At 71.2% G+C, this 24,034-nt stretch carries 21 protein-coding genes; 14 read left to right on the forward strand and 7 right to left on the reverse strand.

All coding sequences use genetic code 11. The features are described 5' to 3' along the window. Positions 1–257 precede the first annotated feature (257 nt). The gene (locus ABZX90_RS33880; protein WP_355211341.1) at positions 258–1,175 is read right to left on the reverse strand and encodes an A/G-specific adenine glycosylase; all 918 of its coding nucleotides are present in this window, start codon (positions 1,173–1,175) and stop codon (positions 258–260) included. A gap of 192 nt (positions 1,176–1,367) precedes the next feature. Here ABZX90_RS33880 and ABZX90_RS33885 point away from each other — a divergent pair, with 192 nt between their 5' ends. Continuing rightward, a complete protein-coding gene (locus ABZX90_RS33885; protein ID WP_351126223.1) occupies positions 1,368–2,183 on the forward strand; it encodes a hypothetical protein in 816 nt (271 codons plus the stop codon). A gap of 88 nt (positions 2,184–2,271) precedes the next feature. On the opposite strand, the gene disA is transcribed toward ABZX90_RS33885, so the two are convergent. Both disA and radA read right to left on the reverse strand, forming a co-directional pair. Beyond that, positions 2,272–3,396, reverse strand: coding sequence for a DNA integrity scanning diadenylate cyclase DisA (gene disA, locus ABZX90_RS33890; RefSeq protein ID WP_351126221.1), 1,125 nt, complete (start codon positions 3,394–3,396; stop codon positions 2,272–2,274). 80 nt (positions 3,397–3,476) lie between these two features. Then, a complete protein-coding gene (gene radA / locus ABZX90_RS33895) occupies positions 3,477–4,886 on the reverse strand; it encodes a DNA repair protein RadA (protein ID WP_351126220.1) in 1,410 nt (469 codons plus the stop codon). Positions 4,887–5,263: 377 nt separating this feature from the next. Between radA and ABZX90_RS33900 the strand changes: the two genes are divergently transcribed. Next, on the forward strand, positions 5,264–7,075 hold the full coding sequence (locus ABZX90_RS33900) for a hypothetical protein (protein WP_355211346.1): 1,812 nt from the start codon (positions 5,264–5,266) through the stop codon (positions 7,073–7,075). A 94-nt stretch (positions 7,076–7,169) separates the two neighbouring features. Here the strand turns inward: ABZX90_RS33900 and ABZX90_RS33905 are convergent, their stop codons facing one another. Further along, positions 7,170–8,009: a hypothetical protein gene (locus tag ABZX90_RS33905; RefSeq protein WP_355211349.1), complete on the reverse strand. Its 840-nt coding sequence runs from the start codon at positions 8,007–8,009 to the stop codon at positions 7,170–7,172. A 125-nt stretch (positions 8,010–8,134) separates the two neighbouring features. Here ABZX90_RS33905 and ABZX90_RS33910 point away from each other — a divergent pair, with 125 nt between their 5' ends. The 5 genes from ABZX90_RS33910 (at position 8,135) to ilvD (ending at position 13,283) form a co-directional block, all read left to right on the forward strand. Further along, entirely contained in the window at positions 8,135–9,067 is a 933-nt protein-coding gene (locus ABZX90_RS33910) for a Ppx/GppA phosphatase family protein (protein WP_351126215.1), read from the forward strand. Between the two features lie 658 nt (positions 9,068–9,725). Continuing rightward, positions 9,726–10,550 carry a sugar phosphate isomerase/epimerase gene (locus ABZX90_RS33915; RefSeq protein WP_351126213.1) on the forward strand — a complete coding sequence of 275 codons (825 nt, stop codon included), beginning with the start codon at positions 9,726–9,728 and terminating at the stop codon, positions 10,548–10,550. After that, complete coding sequence (locus ABZX90_RS33920) at positions 10,547–11,164, forward strand: TetR family transcriptional regulator (protein ID WP_351126211.1); 618 nt, start codon at positions 10,547–10,549, stop codon at positions 11,162–11,164. The genes ABZX90_RS33915 and ABZX90_RS33920 overlap by 4 nt, the downstream gene beginning before the upstream one ends. Continuing rightward, positions 11,161–11,286, forward strand: coding sequence for a hypothetical protein (locus ABZX90_RS33925; protein ID WP_355211354.1), 126 nt, complete (start codon positions 11,161–11,163; stop codon positions 11,284–11,286). Before ABZX90_RS33920 ends, ABZX90_RS33925 begins: the two co-directional genes overlap by 4 nt. Before the next feature lie 143 nt (positions 11,287–11,429). Then, positions 11,430–13,283 carry a dihydroxy-acid dehydratase gene (ilvD, locus tag ABZX90_RS33930; RefSeq protein ID WP_355211357.1) on the forward strand — a complete coding sequence of 618 codons (1,854 nt, stop codon included), beginning with the start codon at positions 11,430–11,432 and terminating at the stop codon, positions 13,281–13,283. Positions 13,284–13,378: 95 nt separating this feature from the next. Here ilvD and ABZX90_RS33935 read toward each other — a convergent pair whose 3' ends face one another. After that, positions 13,379–15,544, reverse strand: coding sequence for a serine/threonine-protein kinase (locus ABZX90_RS33935; protein WP_355211360.1), 2,166 nt, complete (start codon positions 15,542–15,544; stop codon positions 13,379–13,381). Between the two features lie 134 nt (positions 15,545–15,678). Between ABZX90_RS33935 and ABZX90_RS33940 the strand changes: the two genes are divergently transcribed. From ABZX90_RS33940 to ABZX90_RS33955, 4 genes are all read left to right on the forward strand, one after another. Continuing rightward, the gene (locus tag ABZX90_RS33940; RefSeq protein WP_351126204.1) at positions 15,679–15,999 is read left to right on the forward strand and encodes a peptidase; all 321 of its coding nucleotides are present in this window, start codon (positions 15,679–15,681) and stop codon (positions 15,997–15,999) included. 48 nt (positions 16,000–16,047) lie between these two features. After that, positions 16,048–16,365, forward strand: coding sequence for a hypothetical protein (locus ABZX90_RS33945; protein WP_351126424.1), 318 nt, complete (start codon positions 16,048–16,050; stop codon positions 16,363–16,365). Positions 16,366–16,431: 66 nt separating this feature from the next. Beyond that, positions 16,432–16,929, forward strand: coding sequence for an EamA/RhaT family transporter (locus ABZX90_RS33950; protein ID WP_355211363.1), 498 nt, complete (start codon positions 16,432–16,434; stop codon positions 16,927–16,929). A 229-nt stretch (positions 16,930–17,158) separates the two neighbouring features. Continuing rightward, positions 17,159–17,956, forward strand: a complete 798-nt coding sequence (locus ABZX90_RS33955; protein ID WP_355211366.1) for a class I SAM-dependent methyltransferase — start codon at positions 17,159–17,161, stop codon at positions 17,954–17,956. On the opposite strand, the gene ABZX90_RS33960 is transcribed toward ABZX90_RS33955, so the two are convergent. Continuing rightward, positions 17,920–19,341 (reverse strand): SulP family inorganic anion transporter, encoded by a 1,422-nt coding sequence (locus tag ABZX90_RS33960; RefSeq protein ID WP_355211369.1) that lies wholly within the window; start codon positions 19,339–19,341, stop codon positions 17,920–17,922. The genes ABZX90_RS33955 and ABZX90_RS33960 overlap by 37 nt on opposite strands. Positions 19,342–19,649: 308 nt before the next feature. Here ABZX90_RS33960 and ABZX90_RS33965 point away from each other — a divergent pair, with 308 nt between their 5' ends. The 3 genes from ABZX90_RS33965 to proC all read left to right on the forward strand — a co-directional run bounded on the left by ABZX90_RS33965 (position 19,650) and on the right by proC (position 22,277). Then, positions 19,650–20,495: an ABC transporter ATP-binding protein gene (locus ABZX90_RS33965; protein WP_355211372.1), complete on the forward strand. Its 846-nt coding sequence runs from the start codon at positions 19,650–19,652 to the stop codon at positions 20,493–20,495. Beyond that, the gene (locus ABZX90_RS33970; RefSeq protein ID WP_351135277.1) at positions 20,492–21,325 is read left to right on the forward strand and encodes an ABC transporter permease; all 834 of its coding nucleotides are present in this window, start codon (positions 20,492–20,494) and stop codon (positions 21,323–21,325) included. Before ABZX90_RS33965 ends, ABZX90_RS33970 begins: the two co-directional genes overlap by 4 nt. A 142-nt stretch (positions 21,326–21,467) precedes the next feature. Further along, complete coding sequence (proC, locus tag ABZX90_RS33975) at positions 21,468–22,277, forward strand: pyrroline-5-carboxylate reductase (protein WP_355211376.1); 810 nt, start codon at positions 21,468–21,470, stop codon at positions 22,275–22,277. Positions 22,278–22,495: 218 nt separating this feature from the next. Here proC and trpS read toward each other — a convergent pair whose 3' ends face one another. After that, positions 22,496–23,497 carry a tryptophan--tRNA ligase gene (gene trpS, locus ABZX90_RS33980; RefSeq protein ID WP_355211379.1) on the reverse strand — a complete coding sequence of 334 codons (1,002 nt, stop codon included), beginning with the start codon at positions 23,495–23,497 and terminating at the stop codon, positions 22,496–22,498. Positions 23,498–24,034: the final 537 nt, after the last annotated feature.

Here is a 24,034-nt window from a genome sequence, read left to right on the forward strand (position 1 = left end):
TCAACCGCCTCCATCCCCGTTTCCGACCTGCCTGCTGCCGGTTGTCCTTTGCCTGCGAACCGCCGCTCTCCGGCCGCTTGTCGGCGGCCGTTCCTGCGGTACGGCAATGAAGCTACGGAGGCGTTGTCACGGGGTTGTCCGAGCCAGCCTGCGGCCAGCACTCGGCTGTCCGTCGGTTGTGTAACGGTTGTAGGAGCGGGGTAAAGCGAAGGGGCCGTACGTCCGTATTGGTCCTGGTTCGGTGTCGCCGACAGGCCCTAGGTCAGCGGCAGCCGATACAGACCGCCGGGGAGCGGCTCCACCAGTCCGTCGGCGACGAGTCCGTCGAGCGCCCGGGCCCGCTGGACCGGTTCGTCCCATACGCGGTCCAGCTCGGTCTGCGGAACCGGCACATGGGCCTCCCGCAGGACGGCCAGCAGTTTGCCGCGCACCTGGCGGTCCGTGCCCGCGTACGTCTGCCCCTTGCGCGGCGGCCCGTCGTGCTCCGGCTTGCCGGCCAGCCGCCACGCGCACCGCGCGGCGATCGGGCAGCGATGACACGTCTCGTTCTTCGCCGTGCAGACCAGCGCGCCGAGCTCCATCGAGGCGGCGGCCCAGCGCGAGGCCGTGCTCTCGCTCTCGGGCAGCAGGGCACGGGCGAGCTTGCGCTCGGCGGCGGTGGTGGCGTTCGGCGGGTACTGCACGCCGGTGACGGCGCGGGCGAAGACCCTGCGGACGTTCGTGTCCAGTACGGGATGCCGCTGGCCGTACGCGAACGACGCGACCGCCGCCGCCGTGTACTCCCCGATACCGGGCAGCGCCAGCAACTGCGCGTGCTCCGTCGGTACGTCGCCGCCGTGCCGCTCCGTTATGGCCACCGCGGCGCCGTGCAGCCGCAGGGCGCGGCGCGGGTAGCCGAGCCGTCCCCAGGCCCGGACGGCTTCCCCGGGAGCGTCCTTCGCCAGATCGGCGGGGCGCGGCCAGCGGGCCAGCCACTGCTCGTACACGGGCAGTACGCGGCTGACCGGGGTCTGCTGGAGCATGAACTCGCTGACCATCACGGCCCAGGGGCCGGCATCGGGGTGCCGCCAGGGCAGATCGCGGGCGTGCTCGTCGAACCAGGCGATGACGGGGGTGTGGAGGTTCTCGCCGGGAGCGTTCCGGGTGGGCTGGGTGGGCTTGGTGGGTGCAGTCATGGCGATATCGATCCTGCCATGCGGCGGTGGGGATGCGGGGACGACGCCGGGGGCGGGCGGTGGTGAATGACCGTGCCGGGCGGCCGTCACGGCGCCGGAAGGAGTGCCTGCCGGAATGATGATCCGGAAAAGTTGGGGCCAGGGCGGCGGGTGGGGCAAGTCGCGCGGCGGATCTCTCGTACAGTTTGCGCCGTGGGATCTCTGCGCAATCCGGTCGGGCCGCTCCCCTCCACCATCTATTGGCGTCGGAGGGCCGTTCTGCTGTCCGTAGTAGGGCTGTTGGCGCTGCTGACCGTCTGGGTGGTGGCCACCGGCGGCGGGGGCGGGAACAACGACGCCGGCGGGTCGAACGGCAAGAACCCCGTGCCCTCGATCACTCCGGGCCCGTCCGGTTCGGGCCCCGCGATCAGCCAACACCCGGGCGGCCGCGACGAGTCGAGCGGTGGCGGCGACAGCGGTGACACCGGCAGCGGCAGCGGCGGGGGGTCCGGAGACGGCTCCGGCGACGGCTCAACGGGCTCCGGCGCGAGCACCGGCGGCGGCTCCGACGAAGGGGCCAAGAACGGTGGCGGCTCGGGCGATCAGCTCCCGGCCGGCTCCACTCTCGCCAACTGCACCGCGAACAACGTCAAGTTGGCGCTGAAGAGCGTGCACAACACGTACGCCCCCGGCGAGCAGCCCACGATCGAGCTCATCGCCAAGAACTCCTCGGGCAGCGACTGCAAGGTCGATCTCGGCCCGAAGAACACCGTTCTGACGATCACTCAGGCGGGCAGCGACGACGACATCTGGGCCTCGGACGACTGCCCGAAGCGCGCCGCGGGCATCCTCTACCGCGTACCCTCCGGCAGCCAGGTCACCTACACCGTCAAGTGGGACCGCAAGCCCGGCGCCCCCGAGTGCGCGACGCCCCCTTCGGGCTCGGCCCCCGCCGGTACCTACCTGGTCGAGGCGAAGGCACCCGGCCTGACGAAGGCGCAGACCTCGTTCGTCCTGTCCAAGGACTGAGGGTCCTGAACCGGGGTCCTGAACCGGGGTCCTCAATAGGGCGGGGTCGCGCCCGGCCCCGGTCGGGAGCCGGACGCCACCGGTGTGGCTAGACGTACCGCTCGAGAATCGACGACTCCGCCAGCCGGGACAGCCCCTCGCGGACGCTGCGCGCCCGTGCCTCGCCCACGCCGTCGACCGTCTGGAGGTCGTCCACGCTCGCGGCGAGCAGCTTCTGGAGCCCGCCGAAGTGCTCCACGAGCCGGTCGATGATCGCGCCGGGCAGGCGCGGCACCTTGGCGAGGAGCCGGAACCCGCGCGGGGAGACCGCGGAGTCGAGCGCCTCGGGGGAGCCGGTGTAGCCCAACGCCTTCGCCACCGTGGAGAGTTCGAGGAGCTCGGCGTGACTGAGGGCGTCCAGCTCGGACAGCGCCTCGTCGACCGTGCGGGAGCGCTTGGCGGTCGGCTCGGGCACGTAGTCCCGTACGACCAGCTCGCGATCGGGCTCGACGCCGGCGATCAGCTCGTCGAGCTGGAGGGTCAGCAGACGCCCGTCCGTGCCCAGCTCGACGACGTACTCGGCGATCTCGGTGGCGATGCGGCGCACCATCTCCAGACGCTGGGCGACCGCGGAGACGTCCCGGACGGTGACGAGATCCTCGATCTCCAGCGCTGACAACGTTCCCGCGACCTCGTCCAGGCGGAGCTTGTAGCGCTCCAGCGTGGCGAGGGCCTGGTTGGCGCGCGAGAGGATCGCGGCGGAGTCCTCCAGGACGCGGCGCTGACCGTCGACGTACAGGGCGATCAGACGCATCGACTGGGAGACCGAGACGATGGGGTAGCCGACCTGTTTGCTCACCCGGTCCGCGGTGCGGTGCCGCGTGCCCGTCTCCTCCGTCGGGATCGTCGGGTCGGGCACCAGCTGCACACCCGCCCGGAGGATTTTGGTGATGTCCTTGTCGAGCACGATGCCGCCGTCGAGCTTGCACAGTTCACGCAGACGGGTCGAGGTGAACTCCACATCCAGGACGAATCCGCCCGTACACATCGCTTCGACGGTCTTGTCGGAGCCGAGCACGATGAGTCCGCCCGTGTTGCCGCGGAGGATCCGTTCAAGCCCGTCGCGCAGTGCCGTGCCGGGTGCCACGGCGCTCAGTGCGGCGCGCATCAGGCCATCGGCACCGGAGCTCCCACCGGACTTTCCGGGAGCTGCTGCCCGGTCGTTGGCTGCCACTGCACTCCTCCGGTCGAAGGTTCTGGACGCCCGCTTTGCGCACACTCGGTTCGTACGGACGGGCGAGACCAGGGCAAAGTCTACCGGCGCTGTTCCTCGTCCCGTGGGGCCTCTCTGCGACGCGAGCGCGGAAGCACGCTCAGAGCCGCGCCGATGTCGGCCACTTCCAGCACCTTCATACCGGCCGGGACCTTGCCCGGATCGGTCGGGACGAGCGCGTGGGTGAAGCCCAGACGGTGCGCTTCGGCCAGCCGGCGCTGGACGCCCGTGACCCGTCTGACCTCGCCCGCGAGCCCCACTTCGCCGATCGCCACGAGGTTCTTGGGCAGCGGGGTGTCGCTCGCCGCGGACGCCAGCGCGAGCGCGATGGCGAGGTCCGCGGCGGGCTCGGAGAGCTTCACGCCGCCGACCGTCGCCGAGTAGATGTCCCGCTTTCCGAGAGCACTGATCCGGCCGCGCTGCTCCAGGACGGCCAGCATCATCGAGACGCGGGAGGTCTCCAGACCCGATGTCGTACGGCGCGGGGAGGGGATCTGCGAGTCCACCGTGAGCGCCTGCACCTCGGCGACCAGGGGGCGGCGGCCTTCGAGGGTGACGGTCAGGCAGGTGCCTGGGACGGGCTCGGTGCGGCGCGTCAGGAAGAGCCCCGACGGGTCGGTGAGGCCGGTGATGCCCTCGTCGTGCAGCTCGAAGCAGCCGACCTCGTCCGTCGTCCCGTAACGGTTCTTGACGCCTCGGACGAGCCTCAGACGCGCGTGCCGGTCGCCCTCGAACGACAGGACGACGTCCACGAGGTGTTCGAGCAGCCGGGGTCCGGCGATCGCGCCGTCCTTGGTGACATGGCCCACAAGCAGCGTGGACATGCCGCGCTCCTTGGAGGCGCGGATGAGCGCGCCCGCGACCTCCCGGACCTGGGCCATGCCGCCGGGCGCGCCGTCGATCTCCGGGGAGGCGATGGTCTGGACGGAGTCCAGGATGAGCAGGGACGGCTTCACCGCGTCCAAGTGGCCGAGGACGGCCGCCAGATCGGTCTCCGCGGCGAGATAGAGGTGGTCGTCGATCGCCTTGATGCGGTCGGCGCGGAGCCGCACCTGGCTGGCCGACTCCTCGCCCGTCACGTACAACGTGCGGTGCTCGTCGCTCGCGGACTTGGCCGCCACGTCCAGGAGGAGGGTGGACTTGCCGACGCCCGGCTCGCCCGCGACGAGGACGACCGCTCCGGGCACGAGACCGCCGCCGAGGACGCGGTCCAGCTCGGGCACGCCGGTGCTGCGGGCGGTGGCCTGACGGCCGTCGACCTGCCCGATGGGCACCGCGGACGTGGTGACCCGCCCCGGTGACGTCGTCCGGACAGCGGGCGTGCCGTACTCCTCGACCGTCCCCCATGCCTGGCATTCGGGGCAACGGCCGAGCCACTTGGCCGTCTGCCAGCCGCACTCGGTGCAGCGGTAGGACGGCCGGTCCTTCGCGGATTTCGTACGGGCAGCCATGACCGAACCGTAGCCGGACCCACTGACAACCCGGCACGCGCCGGTGCGGCCCGGCCCCGGTCCTCCCTCGCCCCGGGCCCCCGAGGGGCTGCGCCCAGGATCCACGGGGGCTCCGCCCAGGGCCCACGGGGGCCGCGCCCAAGGCCTCCGAAGGGCCGCGCCCGAGCCCCCGTGCCTCGTTTTCACCCCCGCGCGACCGCGTCCTCGCGGAGCCCGCTCCGACCCATCTGCCACGGAGTGCCATCGCCGCCCGTGACGGCCCAGGCCAGGGGTCGGGGGTTCCTGTCCCCTTATGAGGGATCGTTTCACCCGTACGGATTAAATGTGCTCAAGGGGGAGGAAGGGGCCACCCCCGGGCACCTACGGTCGCACGGGTGATGAGCAGCAGTCCGGAGACCTCCACGCACACCACCGGCGCACACCGGGCGCACGGAGCCGCGCGCAAGCGGGCGGCCGTGCCCCGTGGTGCGACCCCCCGCACCCTGGCCCAGCGTCCCCCCGCGCGTTACGAGCCCTACCTGGACGGCCTGTTCACCTATTGCCTGTCCGTGCTGTGCGACCACGACGCGGCCACCGCCGCCCTGGGGGACGCCCTCGCGCTGGCCGAGCGGCGCGGTCCGCGCGGCCCGGAGTCGGCAGCCGACCGCAGGGCCTGGCTCTACGCGCTCGCCCGCTGGTCCTGCCTGCGCAAGCTCACCGAAGCGCGGCGCAGACGGCAGGCGGCGCACGCCTCCGGGCGGCACGCGCCCCCGCCGAGCGACCCCCAGGGAGCCTCCAAGGGCACGCACAGAGGGGCCGCCGCCAAGGGAGCGCACAAGGCCGCCGCCGACCGCCGCGCGGCCGAGGCGCTGAGCGTCGCCCCCGTCTCCGAGGAGACCCAGGCACACCGCCGGCGCGAACTCGCCCTGCTGGCCTGGCCGGAGGCCGCGGGAACCACCCCCGAGCAGCGCGAGGCGCTCGAACTCGCCGTGCGCCATCAGCTCGCCGCCCACGAGGTCGCCGCCGTCCTCGGCATGGACCCCGCCGCGGCGCGCGAGCTGCTCGCCTCCGCCGCCTGCGAGGTCGAACGCACCCGCGCGGCCCTCGCTGTCGTGGAGACCGGCGCCTGCCCCAGCGTCGCCCGGCTCACCGGCGACAGCCGGCTCGTACTGAGCACCACCCTGCGCGGCGAGCTGGTCCGGCACGTCGACGACTGCCCTCGCTGCCGCCGCACCGCCGAGCGCGCGGTCCCCGGCGCCTGGCCCGGCACCAGCGTCACGCCCGCGGCGCTCCCCGTCCTGGAGGCCCCGCACGCGGCCCTGCGCGTCGCCATGGCGCACGCCCCGCGCGCGCGGGGCAGCGTTCCGCGCTTCGACCGGCGCGGTTTCCCGATGGACCCCAAGGACCACGCCGCCCGAAGGGACCGCCTCCGCGCGCGCGCCGTCACGACGACGATCGTCGCCACCGTCGTCGCCGCGCCCGTTCTCGCTCTCTGGGCCGCGTACCGGGGCGCGCCCCTGACCGGTGAGGGTGTGGACGGCCGTCCGGCCAGCACGAGCGAGGCCCAGGACTCCGACGCTCTGGACGACGGGCAGGCGGGCGGCTACGAGAACGCCGGAAACGCCAGTCCGGGGCCCGGCGCCCACTTCACCAAGGGCAGCCGCTCGCCGGATGTCTCCGTGGAGGTCGTCAGCGCCCCCGGAAGCACCCCGGGGAAGGGCGCGGGACACCTGTCGGTGGCCGCCGGCAGCAACGGCGACACCACCCTGGTCACGCTGACCGCGTCCGGCAGTTCACCGGTCCACTGGTCCGCGCGCACCGGCGCGTCCTGGCTCTACCTCAGCCAGTCCTCGGGAACGCTCGAACCGGGCGAGTCGTTGACGATCAAGGTGTACGTCGATCATCTTCGCGAGCCGGTGGGCCACTGGAGCGCGCGGGTGTCGATCACCCCGGCGGGCGCGGTGGTCACCATCGCCGGGTTCGGGAACGCGGGCCCGTCCCACTCCGGCGGCCACGACCCCGACCCCACCCCGAGCGCCCCGAGCCCCTCAGGGCCGGGCTCGACACCGACTCCGACTCCGACCCGGACCAGTCAGGAGCCGTCCCCGACCGACCCGACTCCGACGCCCACTCCCACCGACTCGGCCTCCTCGGACCCGGGCGGCTCGACACCGCCACCGGGCGACATTGGCGACCCGGGCGCGCCGTAGGGCTTCGATCTCTTCGATCTCTTCGATCTCTTCCCTCACCGGAGGCTCCGAGCCCCTCGTCATAAGGCAGGGGGTGGCGGTGCGGGCCTCGGGCTCAGTCCACCGGATCCGCGGGATGCGGTGCCAGCAGCGGCAGCTGCGAGGCCAGCCGCTCCTCGCACAGTTCGACCAGGCGGTCGTACCCCGCCTTGCCCATCAGCTCGACCAGCTCCGGACGGTACGAGACGTACACCGGGTCGCCCGCGCCGTGTGCCGAGGTCGCCGACGTGCACCACCAGTGCAGGTCGTGGCCGCCCGGGCCCCAGCCGCGGCGGTCGTACTCGCCGATGGAGACCTGGAGCACCCGGGTGTCGTCGGGCCGGTCGATCCACTCGTACGTGCGGCGCACGGGAAGCTGCCAGCAGACGTCCGGCTTGGTCTCCAGCGGCTCGCGCCCCTCCTTGACGGCCAGGATGTGCAGCGAGCAGCCCGCACCACCGGCGAAGCCGGGACGGTTCTGGAAGATGCAGGAGCCCTCGTACGGGCGGGTCTGGCGGTCGCCGTCCTCGTCCTGCGACACCCAGCCCGTCTCCACGCCCACGTCATGGTTCTGCCAGATCTCCGGCGTGAGCCGGGCCACGTGCCCGGCCACCCGCTTCTCGTCGTCCTCGTCGGAGAAGTGGGCCCCCAGCGTGCAGCAGCCGTCGTCGGCGCGGCCGGCCTGGATGCCCTGGCAGCCGCTTCCGAAGATGCAGTTCCAGCGCGAGGTCAGCCATGTCAGATCGCACCGGAAGACCTGCTCGTCGTCGGCCGGATCAGGGAACTCCACCCATGCGCGAGCGAAGTCGAGCCCCTTCTCGTCGCTCTTCCTCACGGACTTCTTGGACTTCGTGGCCTTCGCCTGCGAAGACCCCATGGCTGATTTGTCGGGCTTCGCCTTTTTCGTCTTTGGCACGCGTCCAGAGTAAGTCGCTTCCGCCCGCTTCGGGGACGCCCCGACCGCTGCCCGGAGATCACCGTTCGACGTGGGCCTCCGCCCCGCCCCTCGTGTTTCGGCCTCTGGGCAGTAGCGTTCCGTACATGAGACTCGGTGTCCTCGACGTGGGATCGAACACGGTGCATCTGCTGGTGGTGGACGCCCACCCCGGCGCCCGACCGCTCCCCGCACACTCGCACAAGGCCGATCTGCGGCTTGCCCAACTGCTCGACGAGAGCGGGGCGATCGGCCCCGAAGGCGTCGACAAGCTGATCGAGACGGTCCAGGACGCCCTGGAGGCCGCCGAGGACAAGGGTGTCGAGGCCATGCTGCCGTTCGCGACCTCGGCCGTGCGCGAGGCCAGCAACGCCGACGACGTTCTCGCCCGGGTGCAGGCCGAGACCGATGTCGAGCTGCAGGTCCTCACCGGCGCGGAGGAGGCCCGGCTCACGTTCCTGGCGGCCCGCCGCTGGTTCGGCTGGTCGGCGGGCAAGCTGCTCGTCCTCGACATCGGCGGCGGCTCCCTGGAGATCGCGTACGGCATGGACGAGGAGCCGGACGCGGCGGTGTCGCTGCCGCTCGGCGCCGGCCGGCTGACCGCGGGCTGGCTGCCCAACGACCCGGCGGACCCGGCGGACGTGCGGGCTCTGCGCCGCCATGTGCGGGCCCAGATCGCCCGGACGGTCGGCGAGTTCAGTCGCTTCGGCGCTCCGGACCATGTGGTCGCCACCTCCAAGACCTTCAAGCAGCTCGCCCGGATCGCCGGCGCCGCACGCTCCACGGACGGCCTGTACGTCCAGCGCGAGCTCAAACGCCGCTCCCTGGAGGACTGGGTCCCCCGACTCACCTCCATGACGGCCGACGAACGGGCCGAACTGCCGGGCGTCTCCCCGGGCCGCTCCAGCCAACTCCTCGCCGGCGCCCTGGTCGCCGAGGCCGCCATGGACCTCTTCGGCGTGGAGACCCTGGAGATCTGCCCCTGGGCCCTGCGCGAGGGCGTCATCCTGCGCCGCCTGGACCAGATGGCATCGGAGTAGCCGGAGCAGAACGGGAGCGGAGGGCCGGGGGAGGCGCGTCGAAGGGCGCGACCGGCCGCGTACGAGGGACGGTCGCCCTCCGGCATGCGCCGCCGAGGGGAGGGGGGCGCCCGACCCGGCCATGACAGGGAACGGGCCTCGGGGGAAGCGCGGCAAAGGGGCGCGGGGAACGGCGCGACCGGCCCCGCGCGGCGGACAGCCGCCCGACGGCAGCCCACCCACGGCGATGGGGCGTACGACCCACGGCGACGGGGCGTACGACCGACTGCGATGGGTGTACGACGGTGATCGGCGGGGCGCACGCCCCGCCGATCACCTCGGGAGCACCCCGCCGGGTTCAGTGGCGTCGGTCACGGGAGCACCCGGCCTGTGTCCGTGGTGTAGGTCACGGGCACCCCGCCGGTGTCCGTGGCGTCGCTCACGGGAGCACCGCCGGAGTCCGTGGCGTCGGTCACGGGAGTGCCCCCGGCAGGGTCCGGCGCACTCCGGGCCGGCGGCCGCCGCTCCTCGGGCCGGAGGCCGAACCAGCCCAGGCCGGAGGCCGGACCACCGCTCCGGCCGGAGCCCAACCCACCCCCGCCGGGGGCCCACAGGAGCCTCCCGGCCAAGCTCGCCGCCCCTCGCCCACCTGCCGGAGGCACCCCGTACGCTGTCCCTCGTGGCAGAACCAGTGGTGCGCATCCCGGATGCGAAGGTCGCGCTGTCCACGGCCTCCGTGTACCCGGAGTCGACGGCGACGGCCTTCGAGATCGCCGCGCGCCTCGGGTACGACGGTGTCGAGGTCATGGTGTGGACCGACCCCGTGAGCCAGGACATCGACGCACTGCGCCGCCTCAGCGACTACCACCGGATGCCGATCCTCGCCGTCCACGCCCCCTGTCTGCTGATCACGCAGCGGGTCTGGTCCACCGACCCCTGGATCAAGCTCCAGCGCGCCAGGGCGGCCGCCGAGAAGCTCGGCGCGAGCACCGTCGTCGTCCATCCCCCGTTCCGCTGGCAGCGTCAGTACGCCCGGGACTTCGTCACCGGGATCTGGCGCATGGCGGACGAGACGGACGTCCGGTTCGCCGTCGAGAACATGTACCCGTGGCGCTACCGCGACCGCGAGATGCTCGCGTACGCCCCCGACTGGGACGTGACGAAGGACGACTACCGGCACTTCACGATCGACCTCAGTCACACCGCGACCGCCCGCACCGACGCCCTGCAGATGATCGACCGCATGGGCGACCGCCTCGGACACGTCCACCTCGCCGACGGCAACGGTTCCAACAAGGACGAGCACCTGGTCCCGGGCCGCGGCACCCAGCCCTGCGCCGAACTTCTGGACCGTCTCGCACAGTCCGGCTTCGACGGCCACGTCGTCATCGAGGTCAACACCCGCCGCGCGATGTCCAGCGCCGAGCGCGAGGCCGACCTGGCGGAGGCCCTCGCTTATACCCGGCTCCACCTCGCGTCCGCCGTGAAGGTGCCCCGAGGATGACGGACGCCGCCCCCCGCCGCGGCCGGGGACGCCCCACGCGTACGCAGACGGAGGCGGGCCCCGCCACCCGCGACCGCATCCTGGAGGCGGCCCGCGAGGAGTTCTCCGAGCGCGGGTACGAGAAGACGTCGGTCCGCGGCATCGCCAAGTCCGCCGGTGTGGACTCCGCGCTCGTGCACCACTACTTCGGCACCAAGGAACAGGTCTTCGAGGCGGCCATCGAGGTCGCCTTCGCCCCCGCGCTCGGCGCGCCCGAGACGCTCGTCGAGGGTCCCCTCGACGGCGTCGGTGAGCGACTGACCCGCTTCGTCCTCGGCATCTGGGAGAACCCCACGAGCCGTACCCCGCTGCTGGCGATCGTCCGCTCGGCCGTGAACAACGACACCGCGGCCGCCGTCTTCCGCCGTCTCGTCGCCGCACAACTGCTGCGCCGTATCGCGGGCCGGCTCGATGTCCCGGACGCGGAACTGCGCGCGGAGCTGGCGGCGGCCCAGCTCGTCGGGGTCGCGATGCTGCGCTATGTGATCAAGGTCGAGCCACTGGCCTCGGTGGACCTGGAGCGCATCGTGGCCAGGGTGGCGCCGGTGGTGCAGGGACACCTGACGAACCCATGAGCGAGACACCTGACGCCACCATCAGCGAGACACCTGACGCCACCATCAGCGAGACACCCGACGACACCATGAGCGAGCGGATCCGCCGTCGAGGTGGTTCCGCTGCACCGGAAAGCCGCTGACGTGCGCGTATGCCGCGCGAAGGCGGCCGCTGGTCGAGATGTATGTCCCGGGATTCGGACGGCCTGTCCGGATCCTGGAGCACCGGCGTACGCTCGACTTCAGTCATAACCCTCCTCATGCCTCCCCGAAGGAGCGAGCGACGATGCCCGAGCTGAGGTCCCGCACAGTCACCCACGGCCGCAATATGGCGGGCGCACGCGCCCTGATGCGCGCTTCCGGTGTACCGGGTGCAGACATCGGACGGAAGCCGATCATCGCGGTCGCCAACTCCTTCACGGAGTTCGTGCCGGGTCACACCCACCTCCAGCCGGTCGGCCGGATCGTGAGCGAGGCCATCACGGCGGCCGGCGGCATCGCCCGCGAGTTCAACACGATCGCGGTCGACGACGGCATCGCGATGGGCCACGGCGGCATGCTGTACTCCCTGCCCTCCCGCGACCTGATCGCGGACTCGGTGGAGTACATGGTCGAGGCGCACTGCGCCGACGCCCTGATCTGCATCTCGAACTGCGACAAGATCACGCCCGGCATGCTCATGGCCGCCCTGCGCCTGAACATCCCGACGGTCTTCGTCTCCGGCGGCCCCATGGAGTCCGGCCGCGCCACCCTGGTCGACGGCACGGTCCGTACGCTCGACCTGGTCGACGCGATCTCCGACGCCGTGAACGACAAGATCTCGGACGAGGACATCCTCCGTATCGAGGAGAACGCCTGTCCGACCTGCGGCTCCTGTTCCGGCATGTTCACCGCCAACTCGATGAACTGCCTGACCGAGGCCATCGGTCTGAGCCTGCCCGGCAACGGCTCGGTCCTCGCCACGCACACCGCCCGCAAGGGTCTGTACGAGGACGCGGCCCGCACGGTTGTCGACATCACGCGCCGCTACTACGACCAGGACGACGAGTCGGTCCTGCCCCGCAACATCGCCACCCACGCGGCGTTCGAGAACGCCATGGCCCTCGATATCGCCATGGGCGGCTCCACCAACACGATCCTGCACCTGCTGGCCGCCGCCCAGGAGGCGGGCGTCCCCTTCGGTCTGGACGAGATCAACGAGGTCTCGCGCCGGGTGCCGTGCCTCGCCAAGGTCGCCCCGAACGTCGCGAAGGACCGCACGTACTACATGGAGGACGTGCACCGCGCCGGCGGCATCCCCGCCCTCCTCGGCGAACTGCACCGCGCGGGCCTGCTCAACGAGGACGTCCACTCCGTCCACAGCCCGTCCCTGTCCGACTGGATGAAGACGTGGGACGTGCGCGCCGGCTCCCCGTCCCCCGAGGCGATCGAACTGTGGCACGCGGCCCCCGGCTGCGTCCGCTCCTCCGAGGCGTTCTCCCAGTCCGAGCGTTGGGAGGCCCTGGACGAGGACGCCGAGGGCGGCTGCATCCGCTCCGCCGAGCACGCCTACTCCAAGGACGGCGGTCTCGCGGTCCTCAAGGGCAACCTGGCGGTCGACGGCTGTGTCGTGAAGACGGCCGGTGTCGACGAGTCCATCTGGACCTTCGAGGGCCCGGCGGTCGTCTGCGAGTCCCAGGACGAGGCCGTCGACAAGATCCTCAAGAAGGAGATCACGCACGGCGACGTCGTGGTCATCCGCTACGAGGGCCCCAAGGGCGGCCCCGGTATGCAGGAGATGCTCTACCCGACCTCCTTCCTCAAGGGCCGCGGCCTCGGCAAGACCTGCGCCCTGATCACCGACGGCCGCTTCTCCGGCGGGACTTCGGGCCTCTCGATCGGCCACGCGTCCCCCGAGGCCGCGTCCGGCGGCACGATCGCCCTCGTCCGGAACGGCGACCGCATCCGCATCGACATCCCGAACCGCTCGGTCGAACTGCTCGTGTCCGACGAGGAGTTGGCCACCCGCCGCGACGCCCTGAACGGCGTCTACGCTCCCGCGAACCGTGAGCGCAAGGTCTCGGCCGCCCTTCGCGCGTACGCCGCGATGGCGACGAGCGCGGACAAGGGCGCGGTGCGAGACGTCTCGAAGCTGGGCTGATCACCGGCCGTGACCGTCGACCCGGACACCCGGCCGACGGTCACGCGTCAGAAGTCCGTGAGGGGCCGCTCCTGCCGGGGCGGCCCCTTCGCGTGTCACCAGCCCGAGGGATTCCGCGCGTCGACCGCGAAGAGGGAGCCGTCGGGGGCGGTGGCGTAGATGTGGTGGTCGGCGGCGAGTGGCGCTGGGAGCACGTTGACCAGCGAACCCTGCTTGCCGCCCAGGCGCGCTCTGGTCTGGCCGAGCAGAGCGCCATGGGCGGTGTCGATCGCGAGGAGCCGTCCGTCCACGGCACTAAGGTAGAGGCGGTCGGCGGCCAGGGTCGGAGCCGACGACCAGCTGACGGACGTTTCCACCCGCCACAACTGCGCCGAGGTCCGGGTGTTCACGGCCACCAGCGCGCCGCCGTCGGCCAGCAGATAGGCGGTGTCCCCATGGATGACGGTTTGTGCTCCGGGAAGCGGCATGCGAAGCGCGACCCGCTTGACCGTCCGGTCGGCGACGTCGTACCGCACGATGGCGTTCGTGTACTGGTGCGAGTCGGTGGAAGTGAACCAGAGCACGCCGGCATGTGCGTGGACGAGGGTCAGCCCGTGATCCAGGAGCCGTTGCCAGCGCATGGCACCGCTCTTGGGATCGACCGCCGCCACTCGGGTCGGGCCTCCGTCCGAGGAGACGGCGTACGCGACTCCGTCCCCGTAGGACGAGAATCTCGGCAACGACTGTCCCGGTAGGGCGTGTTGCCACAGCTCCTCGCCGGTCGACGCGTCGAGCGCCGTGACTTCGGAGTCGGCGTCGGAGAGCAGTACGACGGCACCGATGGGGGCGATCCCGCCCTCGTAGCGTGTGGTGTCGCGTCCCCATCGGGTCTTTCCCGTGGCCGGATCCAGCGCCGTCAGCCGGTGTCCGCCCCGGCTGAGGACATGAAGCAGCCCGCCGGACAGGACCGGCGCGCTCGTCACGTCGCTGCTCCGCCATCCCGGGTCGGGCCGGGACCACAGCACCTTGCCGTTCGCGGGATCGATGCCCATGGCCAGGACGCCGGGCCGGATGCAGTACAACCGGTGCGAGCCGTACGTGCATTGCGGCTGGCCGGCGACCTTCGCGCCGGCGCCGGTCGGCCTCACGTCCCACGGCGCGAAGCCGCTGCTCTTCGACGGCTGCACCACGTGCTTGTCCGTCGCCGGGGTCTCCGTCCGGCCGAACCGCGCGAAGGCGCCGACGGCGACGACAGTGGCGGCGAGTCCCGTCAGGGCCAGGGCGGCGGGCAGGCGCCAACGCCGCCCGCCCCTCTTCCCGGCAGCCACATGGGTACGGTCCTCGGCGCCCTCCGGACGTTCGCGCCTCGGCCGCGGAGGCACCTTCCGCGCGGGTGGCACCGACTCCCCGTTCCCGATGCGCTGTTCGGGGATGAAGGCTCGGGTGTCATACGCGGCCGAGACCGAGCGCAGCGCGGTCATCAGCTCGTCCGGGGTGGGCCGGTCCTCGGGCTCCTTGGCGAGACAACGCGAGACGATGGCGACCATGTCCTCCGGCACACCCGTCAAGTCCGGCTCGTCATGGACGACTTGGTAGGCGACCAGATAAGGGCTGTCCGAGTCGAACGGACCGCTTCCGGTGGCCGCGTGCACGATCACCGACCCGAGGGCGAACACGTCGGCGGCCGGACCGACATGCCGTGGCCTGCTGAACTGCTCCGGCGCCATGAACGGCGGAGTGCCGATCAACTTTCCGGTCTCCGTACGCAGTTCACTGTCCGAGGGGCGCGAGATGCCGAAGTCGATGACTTTCGGCCCGTCGTCGGCCAGCAGTACGTTGCTGGGCTTGAGATCGCGGTGGACGACACCGGCCCGATGAATGTCCCGCAGGGCCTCGGCGAGTCCGGCCATCAGATGGCGCAGCCGGTCCGAGGTCAGCCCTCCGTTCCGCTTCACATGCTCCGCGAGCGTCGGGCCGGGGATGAACAGGGTTGCCATCCACGGGTGTTCGGCTTCGGGATCGGCGTCCACCACGGGCGCGGTGAAGGCACCGCTGACCCGGCGGGCGGCCGCGACCTCCTGGCGGAACCGCCCCCGGAACTCGGGGTCTTGAGAGAACTCGGCGTGGACGACCTTGACGGCCAACCGCAGTCCGGAGGCGGACCGCGCCAGATGCACGATCCCCATGCCACCGGAGCCGAGTTCCGCCTCCAGCAGGTACTGCCCGGCATAGCGCGGATGTTCCGCTTCCGAGTTCGTACCGGTGCTGCGCTGTGGCGGCATCACTCACCCCCGTGGGATCGACCGCATGCGCGACGCGCAGAGCCTAGTCGATCCTTCGTGCTAAACCCCGACGGCTTGCTAGCCTCGGCGCGCGGCATATTTTTGGCGTGAACCAATCAACGGGGGAGATCGATATGGCCACGGAAGACATCGCCGTCACAGGCTCGACGGAGGCGGCGGACGCGGAGCCGCTGGCTGCCCAGGCGCTGCGCACGTACCCGCTCGCACCGGGCCACAACGTCAACGTCCGCAGCGGTCCGGGCACCCATTACCCGATCGTCCGCACGCTGTCGGCCGGCTCGAGCATTCCCATCCGCTGCCAGTGCCCGGGAGAGTCCGTCACTGGTCCGTACGGCACCTCGACGATCTGGGACAACATCGCCAACGCACAGTTCGTTTCGGATGCTTACGTGCAGACGGGCAGCGACGGCTATGTCGCGCCGCGCTGCTCCTGACGACAAGGGGGAGGAACGATGATGAAGATCGTGTCAGGCAGACGGGCCATGCTGGTCGGAGGGGCCACTGCCGCGCTTCTGATGGTGGCGGGGGCTACGTCCGAGGCGTCGGCCGCGTTGCGTACGTACCCCATCGCGCCCGGTGTGGCTCTGAACGTCCGCAGCGGCCCGGGCACCCACTTCAGCATCGTCCGCACCCTGCCGGCAGGGTCGCGTGTTCCGATCTACTGCCAGTGCCCGGGAGAGTCCGTCAGCGGCCCTTACGGGACAAGCAAGACCTGGGACAACATTGCGAACGGTCAGTTCGTCTCGGACGCCTACGTGCAAACGGGCAGTGACGGCTACGTCACCCCCGCGTGTTCCTGACCGACGCCCCCGGCCCAGGGCACCCGCGGCGGACGCCGGAGCAGTGACCGGAGCGATAATCGTCGGGTGAGCGACGAGACCAACACCGGAACCGGCACCCCCGCGGGGCCCCAGCCCGAGCCCCTGCGTTTCTTCGGGACGACCTGGGTGGAGCACGACGGCGGCTACACCGGCCGCCGGATCGGCGTGGCCGTCGGCTCTCTCGCCGCCGCGGTGGCCGCCTGCTTCGTGCTCCGCTTCGCCTACCAGGGCCTGGCCATCGCGGACGTGGGAACGCCCGTGACCGTGCTGGTCGTGGTGATGTTCGCGGTGTGCAGCGCCCTCGCGTTCCGTCACACCTCGGAGGCCTTCACCAAGCGCCCCGACCCCGACCGCCAGGCCTCTCTCCGCGGTCTGCTCGCCATCGGTTTCGTCGGCTCGCTCCTCGCCTACTCCTTCCGCTCCCTCACCGAGGCCCCGGGCGAGAAGCTCCACCGCGAGGAGTACGAGGCGGCGAAGGAGCAGTACACCCGCCGCACCACGCGCCGCACCGGCAACCCGTCCAGAAAAGGCCGCCGCCCCTGACCCCGACCGGCACCCGCACCCGCACCCGCACCCGGGATGATCCCGCGTGCGACACGGCCGACCGGGGAACACAGCCCTCGGAGCCGAAGCCGAAGCCGAAGCCGAAGCCGAAGCCGGAGCCGGAGCCGGAGCCGGAGCCGAAGCGGCGACGGACAGGGGACAGGGACGGACAGCGGAGCGGAAAGGGGAGGTCTACCCCGGCCCCCTCACCACCCCCGACCATGAACCCATGACCCTTCCCCCCTCCGCCGCCTCCCCGCACGCCACCCGGGCCCACTCCTTCAACGCGGCCGCGAGGCAGTACGCCGCGAACCGCCCGTCGTATCCGCCCGCCCTCTTCGACGCCGTCGAAGCGCTCGCGGCCCGCTCCCTGGCCGGCGCCAAGGTCGTCGACGTGGGCGCGGGCACCGGAATCTCGACCGGACTCCTGCACGCCCGCGGCGCGGAGGTCCTCGCCGTGGAACCCGGCCCCGGCATGACCGCCGAGTTCCGTCGAGTCCACCCCCGCATCCCGATCGTCCGGGGCAGCGGCGACGCCCTGCCGCTGGCCGCCGCCTCCGTGGACTTCCTCACCTACGCCCAGTCCTGGCACTGGACGGACCCGAGCCGTTCGGTGCCGGAGGCGCTGCGCGTGCTGCGTCCCGGCGGGGCGCTGGCCCTGTGGTGGAACACCGAGGCCCTCGATGTCCCGTGGATCGCGGCGGCAGCCCGGCGCACCGAGCGCTTCCTCGGCCGGGACGAGGTGGTCCAGCCGAGCGGCAGCGGCGCTCGCGCCGCCGCCCACTCCCTCACCGCCGACCCCGGCGGCGTCCTCTCCTTCGACAGGTGCCAGGTCCGATGGAGCCGACGCGTCACGATCGACACGCGCCTCGCCAACATCGGCAGCCACTCGGCGTTCCTGGTCCTCGGCGAGGAGTCCACCGGAGCGTTCTTCGCCGAGGAACGGAACCACCTTCTCCAGGCGTTCCCGGACGGGTTCCTGGAGGAGACCTACGTCGTGGACCTGCTCGTGGCGACCCGTTCGTGATCGCGTCCGGCGGCCCACCCGTCGAGGGCCGTCGCACACGCGTGATCGACATGCCGCAACCCGCCCAACTCCAGCCGTACGTCACGGTCGTGCGGCAACGCCTCCAAAGCGTCCAGCAGCTTCGGCAGCCGTAGGAACGTGGCGTTGCCGACCACGCGTACGACCATTCCCGCGGCGCCCCGGTCCTCGGTCTCCACGTGGACATGGCTGATGTCCCAGGCGGTCTTGGCCACCGCGAGCGCGAGCCCGACCAGCACCCCTTCGAACAGGTTCCCGACCACGATCGCCACCGCGGTCACGCCTAGCACGACCACCTCGCCCCGATGCCCACGCCACAGCGTCCGCACCTCCCGAACCGGCACGAGCTTGCACCCCGCGTGCACCAGCAGCCCCGCGAGCGCCGCAACCGGAATCATCCCGAGCACCGCGGGCACCACGGCCGTGAACAGCAGCAGCCACACCCCGTGCAGCACCCTCGACACCTTGGTCCGCGCCCCGGCCTGCACATTCGCCGCGCTCCGCACGATCACCGCGGTCATCGGCAGCGCCCCGAGCATCCCGCACACGGCGTTTCCCGCGCCCTGCGCGATGAGCTCCCGGTCGTAGTCCGTGCGCGGGCCTCGATGCAGCCGGTCCACCGCCGCCGCACTGAACAACGACTCCGCCGAAGCGATCAGCGCGAACGCCAGTACGGTCCCGATCACACCCACTTCCGTGAGCCGGCCCAGGTCCGTCAGGGACGGCGGCCGTACGGCATCGAACAGTCCCCGCACCTCGACCCGTCGCACCGCCAGATCGAACGCCCCGGTCACGGCCGAGGCGAGCCCCACCGCCAGCAGCGGCGCCGGCACCACCCGCGCCCCGCGCCGCCAACGCGGCCACAGCAGGAGTACGGCCACGGTGGCGCCGCCGATCGCCAGCGCCACCGGATCCGCGGCACCGGCCAGCGAACCCAGCCCGGCGATCTTCCCGAGCCCACCGGAGGGCGCCGCCGCGTCGCCCATCGCGTACACCTGACCCGCGATCAGTACGAGCCCGATCCCGGCAAGCATTCCCTGCACCACCGCCACGGACACAGCCCGGAACCACCGCCCGAGCCGTAACGCCCCGAGTCCGAGCTGCACCAGCCCGGCCCCGAGCACCAGGACACCCAGCACCCGGACCCCGTACGACTGCACCGCCTCGTACACCAACACGGTCAGCCCGGCCGCGGGCCCGCTCACCTGGAGGCTGCTCCCGGGCAGTATCCCGGCGACCAGCCCACCGACGATCCCGGTCACCAGCCCCAGCTCGGCGGGCACACCGGACGCTATGGCGACCCCGACACACAGGGGCAGCGCCACCAGAAAGACGACGAGGGACGCGAACAGATCGGCTTTGCGCATCACAACAGCACCTCCGGTCGACAGCGGGAGATGCGTGGGTGCCGCGCCGGGGGAGGACACGGCAGAACTGGCGACACGGCACGGAGCCGTATCGCACATTGAAATCCATTGTCAGGTAAGCCAGTTGATCGCGCAGCCCCTCCACGCAAGCGTCACGCGAACGCGGGAGCGCATGGTTCGGCGGCACCGCGGACGGCCCCGTTCCGTTCGCGCCGACGTGCGCCTGCGCCGCTCGACGCTCCGGCCGTTCGGGCGGCACGCCACGGCTATTGACCGGCGCCTCGCGCAGGAGGAATATTCATCGAGTGATGATTATTCGTCCACGTCCGCCCGACCCCACAGGAACACCCGTGCCCCCTTCCCAGCCCGCCGTCCGCGCCGAAGGCCTCACCGTCGTCCGCGGCACCCGCACCGTCCTGCACGGACTCGACTTCACCGTCCCGCGCGGCCAGATCACCGGCCTGCTCGGCCCCTCCGGCTGCGGCAAATCCACCCTGCTGCGCGCGATCGTCGGCACCCAGGCCAGAGTCGGCGGCACCCTCGACGTGCTCGGCGTCCCCGCCGGCGACGGCGCACTCCGCTCCCGCATCGGTTACGTCACCCAGGCCCCCTCCGTCTACGACGACCTGACCGTCCACCAGAACCTCGACTACTTCGCCGCGATCCTCGACCCGGGCCGGGCCGCCGCCGAACGCCGCCACACCGACGTCACCCGGGTCATCGCCGACGTCGACCTCGCCTCCCACGCCGACTCCCTCGCCGGCAACCTCTCGGGCGGCCAGCGCAGCCGAGTCTCCCTCGCCGTCGCCCTCCTCGGAACCCCGGAACTCCTCGTCCTCGACGAACCGACCGTCGGCCTCGACCCGGTCCTGCGCCGCGACCTGTGGAACCTCTTCCACGCCATCGCCGAGCAGCGCGACGCGACCCTCCTGATCTCCTCCCACGTCATGGACGAGGCCGAGCGCTGCCACCGGCTCCTCCTGATGCGCGAGGGCGGGATCCTCGCCGACGACACCCCCGACGCCCTCCGCGAGCGGACCGGCTCCGACACCGTCGAAGCCGCCTTCCTCCACCTCGTCGACGAGGCGGTCGCAGCCGCACACCAGCCCGCCACGAGCGCCGGTGCCCACCCCCGCGAGGAGAGCGCACGATGAGCCCCACCGCACCCACGAGCCCCACTCCCTCGACCGCTTCCGCGAGCCTCGGCGCTTCCGGGCAGCCGGAGCGGGCGTCACGCCCGAGCGCGCTCAACGCCTCCCGCACCACGGCCACCGCGACCCGCGTCCTGCGTCAACTCCGGCACGACCCGCGCACGATCGCGCTGATGATCCTCATCCCGTGCCTGATGCTGGTCCTGCTCCGCTATGTCTTCGACGGCAGCCCCCGCACCTTCGACTCCATCGGCGCATCCCTCCTCGGGATCTTCCCGCTGATCACGATGTTCCTGGTGACCTCCATCGCCACCCTGCGCGAGCGCACCTCCGGCACGCTCGAACGCCTTCTCGCCATGCCCCTCGGCAAGGGTGACCTGATCGCCGGCTACGCCCTCGCCTTCGGCGCTCTCGCCATCATCCAGTCGGCCCTGGCCACCGGACTCGCGGTCTGGTTCCTCGGTCTGGACGTCACGGGCTCTCCCTGGCTCCTCCTGCTGGTCGCCCTCCTCGACGCCCTGCTCGGAACGGCCCTCGGCCTCTTCGTCTCGGCCTTCGCCGCCTCCGAGTTCCAGGCCGTCCAGTTCATGCCGGCCGTGATCTTTCCCCAGCTGCTCCTCTGCGGCCTGTTCACCCCCCGCTCCAACATGCACCCCGTCCTGGAGGCCATCTCCGACGTCCTCCCCATGTCCTACGCGGTCGACGGCATGAACGAGGTCCTCAAGCACACCGACATGACCGCCACCTTCGTACGCGACGCACTGATCGTGGCCGGGAGCGCCCTCCTGGTCCTGGGACTCGGAGCAGCAACACTGCGCCGCAGGACGCCATGACCTCCCGCGAACGCACGGCAGCCTGAACACAGGGCGGATCAGCCCTCCGACGCCGTCCGCCCACCGGACATCCCACCCGCCCCCGTGACCTCGGTGGGAGGATGAACCCGGACGACCCAACCCTCGGAGGGCACCCGCAACCATGACCCAGAAAGTCGCAGTCCTCGGCACCGGCAAGATCGGCGAAGCCCTGCTCAGCGGAATGATCCGAGCCGGCTGGGCCCCGACCGACCTCCTGGTCACCGCCCGCCGGCCGGAGCGGGCCAAGGAACTCCAGGAACGCCACGGAGTCACCCCGGTCAGCAACGCGGAAGCGGCGAAGACCGCCGACACCCTGATCCTCACCGTCAAGCCCCAGGACATGGGCACCCTCCTCGACGAACTCGCCCCGCACATCCCCGCCGACCGCCTGATCATCAGCGGCGCGGCAGGCATCCCCACCTCCTTCTTCGAGGAGCGCCTGGCCCCGGGCACCCCCGTCGTCCGTGTCATGACGAACACCCCCGCCCTCGTCGACGAGGCCATGTCCGTCATCTCCGCCGGCAGCCACGCCACCGCCGAGCACGTCGCGTACGCCGAAGAGGTCTTCGGTGCCGTCGGCAAGACCCTCCTGGTCCCCGAGTCGCAGCAGGACGCCTGCACCGCACTCTCCGGTTCGGGACCGGCGTACTTCTTCTACCTGGTCGAGGCCATGACGGACGCGGGCATCCTGCTCGGGCTGCCCCGCGACAAGGCCCACGACTTGATCGTCCAGTCCGCGATCGGCGCCGCCGTGATGCTCCGCGACAGCGGCGAGCACCCCGTGAAGCTCCGGGAGAACGTCACGTCCCCCGCGGGCACCACGATCAACGCGATCCGCGAACTCGAGAACCACGGCGTACGCGCCGCACTCATCGCCGCGCTGGAGGCGGCCCGCGACCGCAGCCGCGAACTCGCCTCCGGCAACGGCTGACCGAGCCACCGTCCCTCGACACCGAGCACCCCACTTCGGCACCGAGCGACCGACCCCTCGGCATCGAGCCGCCCCGATGCCGAGGGCCGCTCGATGCCGAGGGCGCCCCGCAACCCTCGGCCCGCAACCCTCGGCCCGCAGCGGACAGCCCTCAGCCCTCAGCCCTCGGGTCTCAGCAGTCCCGTCTCAGTCGTCTCATCTCAGCCCTCAGCCCTCAGTCAGCCAGTCGCCGGCAGCAACCCGATCGCCTCGTACGCCGCGTCCACCCTCGGCCGCGCGATCTCCCTGGCCCTCTCCGCACCGTCCCGCAACACCCCCTCCACATACGCAGGATCCGCGCACAACTGCTTATGCCTCTCCTGTACGGGCCTGAGGAGTTCGACCACGGCCTCGGCGGTGTCCTTCTTCAAAGCGCCGTACGACTCATATACACCGCTCAAGGCTTCGGGGTTCCCACCCTCACAAGCGGCGAGGATCTCCAGCAGATTCGAGACCCCGGGCCGCCCCTCCCGGTCGTACTCGACGTCCTGCCCGCTGTCCGTCACGGCCCGCATGATCTTCTTCCGCACGGCGTCCGGTTCATCGAGCAGATAGACGACACCCGGTCCGACGTCGTCGCTCTTCCCCATCTTCGACGTCGGCTCCTGCAGGTTCATGACCCGCGCCGCGACCTCCGGACGGGTCGCCCGAGGAACCACGAACGTGTGCCCGTACCGCTGGTTGAACCGCACCGCCAGATCCCGGGTCAGTTCGACATGCTGCGTCTGGTCGTCCCCGACCGGCACCTCGTCGCTCCCGTACGCCAGGATGTCGGCCGCCATCAGCACGGGATACGTCAGCAGCGACAACCGCACGCTCCCACCACGGGCCCGCTCCAGCGCGGCCTTCTCCTTGTACTGGATCATCCGCCGCATCTCACCGTCGGTCGCGACGCACTCCAGCAGATACGACAGGCGCGCGTGCTCGTCCACATGACTCTGTACGAACACGGTGCACAGCTCCGGATCGAGCCCCGAGGCCAGCAGCAACGTCGCCGCCTGCCTACTGAGCCTGCGCACCCGGCCCGGATCGTGGTCCACGGTCAGCGCGTGCAGATCGACGATGCAGAACAGGGCGTCGGCCCGGTGCTGATCGACTTCGGCCCAGCGCCGTACGGCTCCCAGATAGTTCCCCAGCGTCAGATGCCCGGTCGGCTTGACCCCACTGAAGATCCGCGTCATCTCTCCTCCTCCTGGTCGAAGCCGCCGCACCCACCGGCCGGCTCCCCAGGAGGGAGACACAAAAACGGCCGCCGAGGGCGGCGGCCGTTGGGTACATACGTGAGTACGGCCGCCGTCAGGCGGCCCACCACTGCTGGGTGCACGTATGCGTAGTCATGGACCCAGCGTACGCCTCGGGTGCCCCCTCCGGACCGGAGTTGACACGACTCCCGCCGCTCCGTAGTGTTCTCCGAGTTGTCCGACGTGAGCGCCGACTCCGGTCGGTCCCCGGACAGCCATTCCGCACCACCATTCAACGATCGACGACTCGTCGTCGGCTCGTTTTCATGCGTGTTTGCGAAATGAGGATTCCGCGTTCGAAAGGGCGCCACCCCGATTAGCTCGGGAGCCAGGAATCCGCTAATGTCTCACTCGTCGGAACGGCCGAACAGCCGGGAAGACAAAGCCCCGCTGACTGGGAGTCAGGCCCGAAAGGATCTGATAGAGTCGGACTCGCCGGAAAGGGAAACGCGGAAGCGGGAACCTGGAAAGCACCGA

The sequence above is a fragment of the Streptomyces sp. NPDC002935 genome (assembly GCF_040611295.1).
In the GTDB taxonomy this organism is placed as follows: domain Bacteria; phylum Actinomycetota; class Actinomycetes; order Streptomycetales; family Streptomycetaceae; genus Streptomyces.